Below are 13,035 nucleotides of genomic sequence, written 5' to 3'. Positions count from 1 at the left end.
GAATAACTGCTTATCAGAACAGCCTTGTCATGATAACTTTTCTATTAAAAAAACAATGAAAGATTGGAGTGAGTGCAAATGAGTGAAACGAATTTGAAAAAAGGGTATCTGTCCATGGTGGAGGTACTGGCTTTGTCAGTAGCCATTGTGGCACCGACAATGGCGATGGCCTTCAACACGGCGCCTACCGCAGGGGTGGCCGGAACCAGTGTACCGTTATCGTTTTTAGTTGGAACGATTGCGATGATTTTGGTAGGGGTTGCCTTTGTGGAATTTACCAGACGAATTCCGCATTCCGGATCAGTCTATGCCTATACGACAGCCGGATTTGGCCCGCGGACAGGATTTGTTTCCGGCTGGGCGCTTACAGCGACTTATTTTTGCTATTCGGCCGGTACAGCCGCTTTATTCGGGAATTTCGCGAACGCCTTTTTGTCCCATTTAGGTGTCAATATTCCAGAATGGCTGCTGGTCATCGTGTGTATTGGGCTTGTCTGGTTTTTTTCTGCCCGTGATATTCGTCTTTCCACTCGTGCAGCCCTCATTCTCGAAGGTATTTCGATTATTGTGGTGCTCATTCTTTGTTTTGTCATTGTTGGAAGCGGCGGTGAATCTGGGAATACAGCGGAGCCGTTTTCACTCGGGTCCGTAGGCATTTCAGGGGTCGGCGCCGGAATGATTTTTGCTGTACTATCATTTGCTGGATTTGAAGGGGCGGCCACTTTGGGGGAGGAGGCTAAAAATCCAAAACGGGCGGTTCCACTCGCTATTTTTGGAACTGTCATCGCAGCTGGTGTTTTCTATATCTTTGTCAGCTATTCGCAAATCATCGGCTTTGGCACTGGCAATGTTGATCAACTGTCAGGCTCCACTGCCCCGCTTGATGATCTGGCCTCCAATTATATGAGCAAGTCAATGGCCACTTTTGTTGATTTTGCCGCTTTAATCAGTGCCTTCGCTTGTTCATTGGGGGCTGCCAATGCCGGATCGCGGATGCTGTTTGCCTTAGGGCGGGACAACACGCTGCCGAAATTTTTGAGCCGGGTTCATCCGACCCATGGAACGCCGATTAATGCGGTCAACGCGATCAGCATTCTCTCGCTTGTGTTGTATCTGGTCGTCGGGCTGGCAACAGGGGCACCGAATTTTTATGCTTATTTTGGAACGATTGGCACCTTGACCCTGCTTGTTGCATATATTTTGGTCACCTTAGCGGCTGTCCGTTATTTTCAGAAAAATAAGGATGAAAAATATTCGGCCATCCGTCATTTCATTGTTCCGATTCTCGGCTTTTTAGCCTTGCTGTATCCGATCTATGGCAGTCTATATCCGATCCCGGATTTCCCATTTAATTTATTCCCTTATATTGCGGCAGCATGGATGATTATTGGAATTATTATCATTAATGTCAAATTGAAAACGGCACCGGAGGAAGTGACATCTCAGCGACTGGATATTTAAGTTTAAAAAAGAGACCGATCAATTGGCGGGACATTGGTTTCCGCTGACGGGGCAAACAGAGAAAGGGAGGTTTCAGCGATGAATATCGATGACGTGGTCCGTGAGGCTGAACAAGCTGGAGTAGAATTAGTGGCATTTTTATATGTGGATTATGGGGGAATTACCCGCGGCAAACTGACACATGTGGATCATCTGAAAAGCCGGATGATCGGGGGCATTGGGCTTACCTCAGCGATGCTGGCAATGAATATGCTGGATCAGCTGCAGCCGGTTCCTGAAATGAGTGCAGTAGGGGAAGTCCGTTTGATGCCGGACCCGGACTCGTTTCGGATCCTGCCGTATCAGCCAAAGGTGGCGGCAATGATGTGCGATCAGATTGATCTAAGCCACAGGCCTTGGGCAGCCTGTCCGAGAAGCTTTTTAAAATCGATTGTACAGCAGGCTGAGGAGATGGGCATCGAGGTGATGGCAACCTACGAGGATGAGTTCACGTTAGCGGTGAAAAAAGAAGATGGGACCTATGTGCCCATCGATGATTCGCTTTGCTTCAGCACTGCTGGGATGGCCGCCGGAAATCCCGTGATCCTTGATATTATGGCTGCACTGAAAGCGCAAGGCATCCAGCCGGAGCAATATTATCCGGAGCTCGGGCACGGCCAGCATGAATTATCGATTAGTCCGGCCGATTTATTGACGGCTGCCGACAATCAGATTCGCTTTCGGGAGACCGTAAAAGCGGCAGCAAAAGAACATGGCATGGCCGCTTCCTTCGCGCCGAAACCATTTGTCGATCAGGCGGGCAATGGGGGGCACATCCATTTTAGCCTGTGGGATAAACAGACGAAACGAAATTTGTTTTGGAACCCGGATGACCCCAATCACTTAAGTGAAGCGGGCTATCAATTTGCTGCTGGGCTCCTTGAGCATCTTCCCGGCCTTGTCGGCTTAACCTGTCCAAGTGTGAATTCCTACCGCCGGCTGCAGCCGGGCGCTTGGAGCTCGGCATATGCGGCGTTTGGCAAGGACAATCGTGAAGCGGCAGTCCGGATTGCCTCGACGTTTTGGGGGAATGAAGAAAAGTCGATGAACCTTGAACTGAAGGCAAGTGATTCCTCCGCTAACCCGTATTTGGCTTTAGGTGCCATTGTGGCTGCCGGGCTTGACGGCATCCGCAGAAAGTTAGTTCCGGGGGACAGTGTGGATATAGATCCGGCAAAATTAACGGATGAAGAACGAGGGAAGCTGGGAATTAAACGGCTGCCAGCCAGTTTACAGGAGGCTGTCGCGCAAATGGAAAAGGATGCGTTCTTTGCTGAAACGATGGGTGAGCTGCTGTTCCGTTCCTATAAGCAGGTCAAATTATCGGAGCATGCTGCTTTTTCGGAACAAGCGGTCGAGTTTGAGCTGGTCCATCATTTTAAAAAATATTAGACGCTTTTAACGGGAGTGAGCAGATTTGACAGACTATTTTTCTACAGTACCCTTAATTGATCACCATTGCCATTCGATTGTGGATGAAAGCCGCCAAGGAGATGTGGAAGCGATGATCCGGGTCACCTCGGAGGCCCCTTCCTCTTATCCGCTTGCTGATTTGAAGGAGCGGCTCGTTTGGGAGGCGGTTCAGACCATTGCCAGGCGCTATACAAAATCGGAATGGAAGCAGGAGGAAGAGCTGGGGGCAATCCTCAAGCAGCAGGACTACAAAGCCTACTGCCGTTCTTTATTTAAGGACGCCGGTTATCAGGCATTGTTTGTCGATACTGGCTATGCACCTGCAGCGTCTCCATCACTAGGCAAACTGGCGGATTTAACGGATGCAGCAGTTTATCCTGTTTTGCGATTGGAAAAAGTGGCGGAGTCCGCCTTTCAAACGGCCGCGGCCTTTTCAGACTGGAGGGAAATGGTCCTCAGCCAGGTAAAAGCGGCCCGGGAAAAGGGATATATTGGAGCGAAATCGATTGCCGCCTACCGTACCGGCTTGAACCTTCACGAGGTAGAGGAGCGCGAAGCAAAAGCGTCATTTGAAGCATGGAAACAATCGGGGTCCGGCCGGCTGGCGGATGAGTCCCTGTTAAATTATCTGGTTTGGACAGCGGCGCCGCTTTTGGCAGAGCAAGCATTGCCGCTGCAATTTCATGTTGGCTATGGCGATCCGGATACGGACTTGAGGCTTGGCAATCCGCTCCATCTGCGTGATTTCATTGAGACGTTTACGCCGATGGGACTTTCTGTTGTGATGCTTCATTGTTATCCGTACCATCGGGAAGCAGGCTATTTGGCGAGTGTCTATAATCATGTCTATTTCGATACGTCCCTGATTGTCCCGCTTGGCGTCAGTTCGGCGCGGCGGGTTGTGGCAGAGGCATTAGAGCTGGCTCCGTATTCTAGGTACTTATTTGCCTCCGATGCCCACACAAGACCGGAGATGTTTGCATTGGCTGCCGAGCTGTTCCGGGATGCCTTTGCCAGTCACTTGGACGACCCGCTGGTGGCGCGTTATACAAGTGTGGAGAAGCGGGAGGCTTGGACGAATCAGGTATTTCATTTGAATTCAAAAAAGCTGTACCTTGGTATAGATTGATTGGGATGAACAACAGAAGACGGTCACATAGGAGGGACAAGAATGATGAAACGGAAACCGCTGATTGGTGTGACAGGGTATGATGTATCTGGCGAGGAAGGTTTTGGCGGGAAATTGCGCGGCAATGCCGGGCAGGGGTTTAGTGTCATTGGGCATGATTACTTGAGGTGTGTGGAGCGGGTGGGGGCGATTCCTGTTGGTCTGCCTGTTTTAAATAAGGAGAATGTGTCGGTGGTGGAAGCATTAGACGGGATTATCTTTACGGGCGGTGAGGATATTGCCCCGCATTTATACGGGGAGAATGTGGATCACCGGTTCGGAAGGATTTGTCCGGAACGGGATGACTTTGAATGGAAGCTTCTTGAGGCTGCCCTAAAAGCCGGCAAGCCGATATTGGGGATTTGCCGCGGCCTGCAGCTGATTAATGTTTATTTTGGCGGCACGTTATATAAAGATGTGTCCGATAAAGGGGATGTCCTTGTACATAATTTTGAAAAGATCCCCCGCTGGTATACGGCCCATAAAGCGAGTCTGCTTCATCCCGTTTTGCGCCAGCTTTATGCCTCGGAAGAAATTGAGATTAATAGTTTTCATCATATGGCTGCGAATAAGATTGGGGAGGGCCTTGATATTGCTGCTATTGCCCCGGACGGAATTGTCGAAGCGCTGGTCCATCCCTCCCACCGCCTCATGGCGGTCCAATGGCACCCGGAAATGATGGCTGTCCAAAACCAAGCAGGCCTCATCCCGTTTCAGTGGTTAATGGATGAGGTGATGCAGGGGGAAGGTTCGGCTGCATCGCTTGGCTGATTCGCGGCAATGTCCCCTTGTTTTTTACCAAAAATATTAAACGGCTAACCCTATTACTATTGGGGGTTAGCCGTTTTTTCTTGGGGTGCATGAGAGGTTCATGGGCATGACTTTCCCCCTTTCGGAAATGTGACTTTTTCAGCCGGAAGAGATGACTTTCATCACTATAGATTGTGATTTGAGAAGCTTAAACTAAGAATTGCTGGGGGATTTTTCTAGGTCTGTAGTCGTAGTTGAGATTACAGTAGCCGTCCGATGTGGGCAACAGAATGGAAAATCTATAATAAAAAAGGTAAATTCAGTAAATGATCCAGTTGAGATCTAAAGTACTAGAAAAAGAAAGTGGAGGGGTATGAGGTTATGCAGTCATGGATCAAGTTTTCACTAAAGAATGCAGGGGTTATATGGATCGCTATGATTATGGTGATCATAGGAGGGATTTTTTCAGTAAGGACCATGAAAATGGAGTCAATGCCGAATGTCGATATTCCCTATATGATCGTCCAGGTTCCATATCTAGGGGCAACACCGGAGCAAGGGCTCGAGGATATTGGAAAACCGATGGAACAAACATTATCAGGATTAAAGAAACTCGATAATTTATACATTGAAGCCCACAGTAATGTTGTCGTAGCTGTTCTCGAATTTGAAATGAGCAAAGATATGGACGAAGCGGAAAAGGATGTGACAACAGCGGTGTCCTCCATGAAGCTGCCGGAAGGAGCTGAAAAGCCAGACATCCTAAAAGACGGCCCATCTGCAATGCCGGTATTCACGTTTGCCCTGTCATCGGAAACCGCCAATCAATCCGATTTGACCTACTATATCAATGATCAGGTTAAGCCGGCATTAACTGGAATTGAAGGTGCAGGAAGCGTTGATATTTCAGGAGAAACGGAAAAGGAAGTCGCCATTAAGCTTGATCCTGGAAAAATGAAGCAGCATGGAATCACGTATGAGGCCGCTAAGCAAGCCTTGTCAGCTAACCACTTTTCATTCCCGGCCGGCCAAGTAAACGTGGAGGATAAAACGTTAAATGTGCAGGCTGATTTTAAGCTGGATTCTATAGACGATGTAAAAAATGTTCAAATTTTATCGCAGGGACCGACGGGAATCGAAAAGGTGAAGCTAGCGGACATCGCCGACGTAACCTATACCAACAAAGAAGAAACGGTCTATACCCGGTTAAATGAGAAGCCTGCGGTTTTAGTCGAAATGAAAGCTCAGGCAGGCTCCAATGCCGTCCAAGTGGTCAGCGATGCAAAAGAGAAGCTGGATGAGTTAGACTTGCCGGAAGGCTACACGTTAACGAAGCTTTACGATACATCGAAAGAGGTCAAAACATCGGTTGATGGAATGCTCCGGGAAGTATTGCTTGGCACCTTGTTCGCTGTGATTGTGACGTTTGTGTTTTTGCGAAATATCAGAGCAACGATCGTGGCGGTTCTGTCTATTCCATTATCGATATTAGCCTCGATGATTACCTTGAAATACTTCGGCTACAGCCTAAACATGATGACGCTGGCTGGTATTGCCGTTGCGGTGGGACGGGTGATCGACGACTCGATAGTAGTCATTGAAAATGTTTACCGCCGGACATTAACGAGTCCACAGAGGGATGAAAAAGTGGTCCTGACGGCAGCTAAAGAAGTCGGAGGCGCGATTACCTCGTCAACCTTGACAACCATTGCAGTATTTGGACCACTGTCCTTCGTGCCAGGCATCATCGGACGATTCTTTGCACCGTTTGGGATCACGGTCATCGTCGCATTAGCATTTTCACTGATTGTTTCCTTAACCGTTGTCCCGTTGCTTGCAAAGCTATTTTTACTGCGAATTAAACCGAAAGAGGAAAAAGAAACGATTTTTGAAAAAGCGTATAAGTCCACCCTTTCATGGGTGTTAAAAAGAAGAGCCGTCACCATTGTGTCAGCTATTGTGCTATTTGCCGGTTCGCTTATCCTAGTTCCCATGATTCCGCAGAACTTTTTGCCGCAGGAAAAAGCTGTATACTACCAGTTAACTGGGGAGCTGCCGGCTGGGACTTCCTTAGAAAAATCCAATCAGCTGGCAGTAAAAATGGAGGCGATTATTAAACAGGAAAAACAGGTTAAAGATATTCAAACCATTGTGAACGGTGAATTTATTCGTTTTTCCATCGACTTAAAGGATAACACTACAAAGGAACAAACAGCCGATTTTGAAAAAAGGGTCAGAGATCAATCTGAAAAGCTGGACGGCCAAATGCAGGTGGCGCTGGCACCTGTCGGCATTGTCGGCACAAGCGGTCTCGCTTTAATGGTTGAGGGTGGAAATGCCAAGGACCTGGAGAAGGCTGGAAATCTAATCACAGAAAAGCTTCAAGGTATTGATGGTTTGGAAAATGTGGAATCCAACCTTTCCGGTGTCAAAGAACAGCTGCAGCTGGACATTGATGATGAAAAAGCCGTTGAAAAAGGATTTAGCCCGATCATGGCAGCGGGATTTGTCAGGGAGTTGATTTCCGGTGATAATGTGGCCAACATGCAGGTGGAAGGGAAAACTACCAGTATCCACTTATCTTTGAACAGTGAACCATTAGATTCGATTGATGAAATTATGAGCCAAAGCATGACGAATCCTATGGGGCAGCAGGTTCCCCTTTCAGAAGTGGCCACATTGAAAATTGCGCCAAGCCCTTCTGCATTATTTAGGCTGAATCAGCAGCAATATGTGCAAATTACCGGCCGCATCACTACTGACAATTCGTCCGGTGTGCAGGCTGAAGTGGATAAACGGATGAAAGAATTGGATCTGCCGGATGGTATCACTTACCATTCCGAGGGGCAAGCACAGGCGATGAACGAAGGGTTCACCAATATGCTGATTGCCATGGCCGTAGCGGTTGTCCTCGTGTTTATCGTGATGTTGATTGCCTTTGGAAACATGATGATGCCATCCGCTATTTTATCCTCGCTGCCGTTCTTATTCTCTGGCGGATTGCTTGGGCTTTATTTGACAAAGCAAGCACTGGGAATGCCAGCTCTAGTGGGATTCTTGATGTTAATCGGGATTGTTGTGACGAACGCCATTGTGTTAATGGACCGTGTGAAGCAAAACGAAGAAAAGGGCATGGAATTGAATGCTGCCTTGATCGATGCAGGGAAAAACAGACTGCGCCCTATCCTAATGACTGCACTGGCAACCATTGGGGCACTGCTCCCGTTGGCCTTGTCAACCGAAGGCGGACTCATTTCCCGCTCACTCGCCATCGTCGTTATCTCAGGACTCACAACATCAACCCTATTGACCCTAGTCATCGTGCCGACTGCATACCACCTCATGAAAACCATCAAAACCAAAATAACAACCAGAAAAACCCGTCAATCTGCCAAAATGACACGCGGGGTGAAGCATGGGGACGGTCCGGCTGCTTCAATAAAGGATGAAACGATTATTGCTTCAAGCAAATATTAGAACGAACGCAAAAACCTCGGGGTTAAGAAAGGCCCTGAGGTTTTATTGCGTTGAAAAAAATATATGTTTTCTCTTGACTTGGAGCTAACTCTAAGTTTTACGATGTAAATACATGGAGGCGATGTGAATGTTTAGTATCTCTGAAGTATCAAAGAAAACGGGCTTTTCTGCCCATACATTAAGGTATTACGAAAAAATCGGATTATTGTCCAAACCGGATCGAAGCAGCGGGCAACGCAAGTATTCAGAAGGAGATATTCGGCTGCTCCAATTTATGAAGGTCCTAAAAAATACTGGCATGTCTTTAGAGAATATCCAACAATTTTTAATTGACGGATGTATTTTAGAAACTAATCAGCCCAAGCAGGAAAAGAGTACAAAAGTGCATAAACGGATTGATATTTTGCAAAGGCACTTGGTTTCATTGCAAAAACAAAAGGAAGAACTGGAAATGGTCATCAAACTTACCGTAGAGAAGCTGGCTATTTATCAAGATATGTTACAGGAGGATCGGAGCGATGATTAAAATTTATGCCATGTTAGTGGGGTTTGCGTTTTTTACGGGCGCCACCTTTAATCTTGCGAAATTCTCGCTTGATTATTTCTCAACAGCCAGTGCTGCCAGCTGGAGATTTGGAATGGCTGCTTTTTTAATGGTCTTGATTTTAGGACTACAGAAGAAAATCAGATGGAGCACCATTAGAAGCTATGGGACAGCCTACACGATATTAGGTGTAATTGGGATCTTTGGGTTTAATGTCTTATTCTTCTTTGGCATGAAATATACTTCTTCGTTAAATGGAGCGTTAATAATGGCGACGAATCCGTTGCTTACTTCCATATTGGCTTTTTTTATTCTAAAAACTCCCCTGACAAGACGGCAAATAATTGGAATTTTGTTTGCTTTGGCAGGTGTCATATTGGTTTTAACTCAAGGTTCATGGGAGATCATTCAGACCCTGTCGATATCCGTTGGAGACTTCCTTGTGTTAATGGGGAATCTATGCTGGGCATTATACGGGGTATTAGGCAGGAAGTACCTGAAAGAAAGTTCTTCTTTGGAAACAACTACCTACACGATGGTCGTTGGTGCTATATGTCTAGTGCTGCTCTCTTTATTTTTGCCAAGTCCACAGCCGCTCGGGCACGTGGCACTGGCTGCCTGGGGAGCCATTTTATTCATGGCTGTTTTTACATCTGTTTTAGGATATTTGTGGTGGAACAAGGCGATGGAAATGATTGGGGCAGGCAAAGCCTCATTATTCTTTAACTTGGTTCCGGTCGTTACCTTGTTTCTGTCTGTTATGACAGGAACACCCGTCTATATTTCTCAATTGTCTGGAACAGTGCTGGTAATCTCAGGGGTACTCATTTCAACTGGCATAATAAAATTTAAAAAGGGTCAAAGACGGATCTCAGCGAATATTTAATAATGAGGCTTGTGTTACACTGGCCTGTTTGCATTTAACTGAATTATAGGCTTTCTCATCGAGATGTCCCTTTGCTTCACGTATTATGGATTGGATGTGTTTGTTCTTAAGACTTAACGTAAGGAGGAATAGAAATGAGTAAAGTTGTGTTGATCACCGGGGCCAGTAAAGGAGGCGGGAAGCATCCAAGATTGCTGGAGGGTGAACCAATTTGCCTGCACTATGTCGAAGGCGGGGCTTAACATGCAGTCTAAGTTGCAGCATAATCAGTTGAAGGAACAGGGAGGACGTGTTTTATCGCTTCATCCGGGCTGGATTCAAAACTATATGCAGGGGAAATTGGATGAAGCCGCTGACCTGACGCCTGAGCAAGCTGCGAAACAGGTGATCCAAGTACTATCAAACTATGAAACAACTAACAAGAGCGGGGCACACTTTCTAAACTATTTAGGAAATGAATTGCGCTGGTGAAATACGGTAGCGTTGAAACTGCTGAAAGGGCCGCTCCATCCTTTCCGGCGGCTGGAAAAACGGTTTTGACTAGTTAATAGAATGAATTAGACTATACTAGAATAGATTGACCCTCCTAGGTGTTTGGCGTACCCTTAAAAAGGTTAGTATTCTAAACGTCTACTGTTTCAAGTATGAGAAAAGCTGCAGCGCCGAAGGGGTGAAGGATGGATGAAACAATACAGAACTTTATTATTCGATGTTGACAATACATTGCTAGATTTTAGCGCAGCTGAAAGGGAAGCATTGAGTTCGCTTTTTGAAGAACAAGAGCTTGCCTTAACGCCTGAGATAGGGCAGCGCTATATGGAGATCAATCAGGGGCTTTGGAAGTCTTTTGAAGAAGGGAAGATCGGCCGGGATAAGGTAGTGAATACCCGGTTTTCGCTGTTATTTAGGGAATATGGCAAAGAGGTGGATGGAGTTTTTCTAGAGAAGCGGTACCGATCCTACCTGGATAAGGGCCATCAGTTGATGGAGGGGGCAATTGAGGTAGTGGAGACCCTTCAAAATAAATACGATCTATACATCGTGACAAACGGAGTGGCGGCAACCCAAGATAAGCGGCTGCGCGCATCTGGATTATATCCCTATTTTAAAGATATTTTCGTATCGGAGGCGGTTGGCTGCCAAAAGCCAATGAAACAGTACTTTGACTTCGTCTTCGCCAGAATCGATCAATTCTCATTGGAAGAAACACTCATTATTGGCGACACCTTTAACTCAGACATCAAAGGCGGACACCTCGCCGGAATCGACACCTGCTGGTTCAACCCAGAACAAAAGCCAAACCACACAGACATCGTCCCAACCTATGAGATCCAGACTCTTAGAGATCTTATCAACATATTAAATGGGGACAGTCCCCCAGCGCATTAATGCTTTACCAGAGTGGGGGACTGTCCCCATTCTATTTAATGTGCATCGCCTGCTATGAGAACTTTTCCTGTGGCTTCGGCGGTGTCTTGTTGTTTGGCCATGCTGATGAATGGTTCGATGAATTGCGGGTCGAATTGTTTTCCAGCGCATTGGCGCAGTTCGGCGAATGCTTCTTGGAAGGTTTTGGTCCTTTGGTAGGGCCGTTCGGTTGTCATGGCGTCGAATGAGTCAATGATGCAGAGGATCCGGGCCAGTTTTGGAATCGATTTTCCTTTTAGTCCGTAAGGGTAACCGTTGCCGTCATACCGCTCGTGGTGAAGTTCCACTAGTGGGATCAAGTCCTCTAATTTCTTATTGGTTGAAACAATTTCTTTTCCCCATGTTACATGTTTTTTCACCATTTCCCATTCATCCGGGTCTAGTTTGCCTTTCTTATTTAAAATATCCCGCGGAACTTCTATTTTTCCAATATCATGGACCAGAGCACCGAGAATAAGCGTTTTTCGTTCGTACTCACTTAATTTTAGTATCCTTGAAAAATCGACTGCATATTGGTAAACGCGTTTGCTGTGGCGATAGGTATAGACATCTTTGGAGAGAAAGATTCTCAATTGATACTCCATTTCTTCCAAATCCTTTTCAAGGGACAGCGAGTGGTGGAGTGAATAATCCGATTGCCCATTAAAGATTTTCACTAGGTTTTTCCCTTGGTTTTTGGCCGCATACATGGCTTGGTCGGCTTTATTAAGGAGTTCCGAAATGCTGTAGGTTGCTTTTTCACATTCGGCAATTCCGGATGAAAACGACAAACAGCCATAGGGGAGCCGCTCTACCCCTTTATAGTATGTGTCATTAACCTTTTTCCGGAAATCATTCATGAACGAGTAAGCTGTATGGTGGTCTGTGTTAGGCATAATAATGGAAAACTCTTCTCCGCCATATCGGGCAACAATAAAGTTGGCTGCTTCCGCTTCCGTCTTTAACAGTGCACCAAACTCCTGAAGCAGATGGTCCCCTTGAATATGCCCGTTTAAATCATTGTATTTTTTAAAATCATCGATATCTAGTATGACAACACTTAAAGGTTTATCAGTGTCTTTCGCAAAGGCCACTTCTTTTTCTAAAATTTCCTTAAAATAACCGTGATTATTTAGACCCGTGAGGGAGTCTTTGTTAGCTTTATTTAATGTTTCCTGAAATAGACGGAAATGTTCATTAAAGGCTACAGACAAAAGTATGGCGATACAAACGAATAAGAAAAGGCCAAAAATATTTTTACTGTAAATTAGTATCGCAAAAACAATAGACATTAAAAGTGTGGATAAATAACTAACTAAAAAAGACCGATCTTTTAACATTCTAGAAAATATTTGTCCGATATTTTCCTTTTCTAGCAAAAAGAAGTAGATTCCAATCAATGTTATATTCAGAATAAAGTAGGAACTTAATGATAGGAAGTATGGAAGTAAATCATCGGTACTGATTTCTCCAATTTTTCCGCCGAGCATAATAAAGATGTGATAGGAAAAAATTATCATGATACTATAAAGGGCGAAATTAAACAGATGCTTCCACCAAGCAATTTTCCTTTGATACATCGCATAGATGATACAGTTAATAAATAAAATATCCAATGTAAAACCCTGGCCAAATAAAAAAATACTTGCCATGTAAACGGCAGAGTCCATGGAGGTAGAGTTGCCTTCAGGAGGAATGGGTATTGTAAAATGGTTTAGTAGTAAGATGGAGCCGATAAAGGCAAATTTAATAACAGTTTCAGACGTTGAATTAAAATTGAAAAGGGCATATATAGAAAAGAGAATGCAGCCCAGAACACTTAGAACTATTAAATATAAATTAGAAGGTTTTCTTAGACTATCCATTGCGATCACTCTTATCTTTAATAAT

The 13,035-nt window shown here is 45.6% G+C and carries 10 protein-coding genes; 9 read left to right on the top strand and 1 reads right to left on the bottom strand.

The window, feature by feature from the left end; all coding sequences use genetic code 11:
• The first annotated feature begins 78 nt into the window (after nt 1-78).
• From NFS43_RS00600 to NFS43_RS00560, 9 genes are all read left to right on the top strand, one after another.
• Nucleotides 79-1,461, top strand: coding sequence for an APC family permease (locus NFS43_RS00600; RefSeq protein ID WP_251548781.1), 1,383 nt, complete (start codon nt 79-81; stop codon nt 1,459-1,461).
• A gap of 78 nt (nt 1,462-1,539) precedes the next feature.
• Nucleotides 1,540-2,892 carry a glutamine synthetase family protein gene (locus NFS43_RS00595; protein ID WP_251548780.1) on the top strand — a complete coding sequence of 451 codons (1,353 nt, stop codon included), beginning with the start codon at nt 1,540-1,542 and terminating at the stop codon, nt 2,890-2,892.
• Between the two features lie 25 nt (nt 2,893-2,917).
• The gene (locus NFS43_RS00590) at nt 2,918-4,042 is read left to right on the top strand and encodes an amidohydrolase family protein (RefSeq protein WP_251548779.1); all 1,125 of its coding nucleotides are present in this window, start codon (nt 2,918-2,920) and stop codon (nt 4,040-4,042) included.
• Nucleotides 4,043-4,084: 42 nt separating this feature from the next.
• Nucleotides 4,085-4,852 (top strand): gamma-glutamyl-gamma-aminobutyrate hydrolase family protein, encoded by a 768-nt coding sequence (locus tag NFS43_RS00585; protein WP_251548778.1) that lies wholly within the window; start codon nt 4,085-4,087, stop codon nt 4,850-4,852.
• Nucleotides 4,853-5,212: 360 nt separating this feature from the next.
• The gene (locus NFS43_RS00580; protein ID WP_251548777.1) at nt 5,213-8,308 is read left to right on the top strand and encodes an efflux RND transporter permease subunit; all 3,096 of its coding nucleotides are present in this window, start codon (nt 5,213-5,215) and stop codon (nt 8,306-8,308) included.
• Nucleotides 8,309-8,435: 127 nt separating this feature from the next.
• Nucleotides 8,436-8,834: a MerR family transcriptional regulator gene (locus NFS43_RS00575; protein ID WP_251548776.1), complete on the top strand. Its 399-nt coding sequence runs from the start codon at nt 8,436-8,438 to the stop codon at nt 8,832-8,834.
• Complete coding sequence (locus NFS43_RS00570; protein WP_251548775.1) at nt 8,827-9,738, top strand: DMT family transporter; 912 nt, start codon at nt 8,827-8,829, stop codon at nt 9,736-9,738. Before NFS43_RS00575 ends, NFS43_RS00570 begins: the two co-directional genes overlap by 8 nt.
• 243 nt (nt 9,739-9,981) lie before the next feature.
• Nucleotides 9,982-10,209, top strand: coding sequence for a Rossmann-fold NAD(P)-binding domain-containing protein (locus tag NFS43_RS00565; RefSeq protein ID WP_251548773.1), 228 nt, complete (start codon nt 9,982-9,984; stop codon nt 10,207-10,209).
• 210 nt (nt 10,210-10,419) lie between these two features.
• Nucleotides 10,420-11,127 carry a YjjG family noncanonical pyrimidine nucleotidase gene (locus NFS43_RS00560; protein ID WP_251548772.1) on the top strand — a complete coding sequence of 236 codons (708 nt, stop codon included), beginning with the start codon at nt 10,420-10,422 and terminating at the stop codon, nt 11,125-11,127.
• A 35-nt stretch (nt 11,128-11,162) separates the two neighbouring features.
• On the opposite strand, the gene NFS43_RS00555 is transcribed toward NFS43_RS00560, so the two are convergent.
• On the bottom strand, nt 11,163-13,010 hold the full coding sequence (locus tag NFS43_RS00555; protein WP_251548771.1) for a bifunctional diguanylate cyclase/phosphohydrolase: 1,848 nt from the start codon (nt 13,008-13,010) through the stop codon (nt 11,163-11,165).
• Nucleotides 13,011-13,035 lie beyond the last annotated feature (25 nt).

Origin of the sequence: Neobacillus muris, from assembly GCF_943193175.1 — a bacterium.
Taxonomy (GTDB): domain Bacteria; phylum Bacillota; class Bacilli; order Bacillales; family Cytobacillaceae; genus Neobacillus; species Neobacillus muris.
The sequence above is the reverse complement of the archived record's forward strand: the minus strand, read 5'-3'. Positions and strand labels throughout refer to the sequence as shown.

Bases quoted from the DNA above. Each gene is read 5' to 3' on its own strand.
- NFS43_RS00600 (WP_251548781.1), top strand. From the start codon at position 79: ATGAGTGAAACGAATTTGAAAAAAGGGTATCTGTCCATGGTGGAGGTA.
- NFS43_RS00595 (WP_251548780.1), top strand. From the start codon at position 1,540: ATGAATATCGATGACGTGGTCCGTGAGGCTGAACAAGCTGGAGTAGAA.
- NFS43_RS00585 (WP_251548778.1), top strand. From the start codon at position 4,085: ATGATGAAACGGAAACCGCTGATTGGTGTGACAGGGTATGATGTATCT.
- NFS43_RS00580 (WP_251548777.1), top strand. From the start codon at position 5,213: ATGCAGTCATGGATCAAGTTTTCACTAAAGAATGCAGGGGTTATATGG.
- NFS43_RS00575 (WP_251548776.1), top strand. From the start codon at position 8,436: ATGTTTAGTATCTCTGAAGTATCAAAGAAAACGGGCTTTTCTGCCCAT.
- NFS43_RS00570 (WP_251548775.1), top strand. From the start codon at position 8,827: ATGATTAAAATTTATGCCATGTTAGTGGGGTTTGCGTTTTTTACGGGC.
- NFS43_RS00565 (WP_251548773.1), top strand. From the start codon at position 9,982: ATGCAGTCTAAGTTGCAGCATAATCAGTTGAAGGAACAGGGAGGACGT.
- NFS43_RS00560 (WP_251548772.1), top strand. From the start codon at position 10,420: ATGAAACAATACAGAACTTTATTATTCGATGTTGACAATACATTGCTA.
- NFS43_RS00555 (WP_251548771.1), bottom strand. From the start codon at position 13,010: ATGGATAGTCTAAGAAAACCTTCTAATTTATATTTAATAGTTCTAAGT.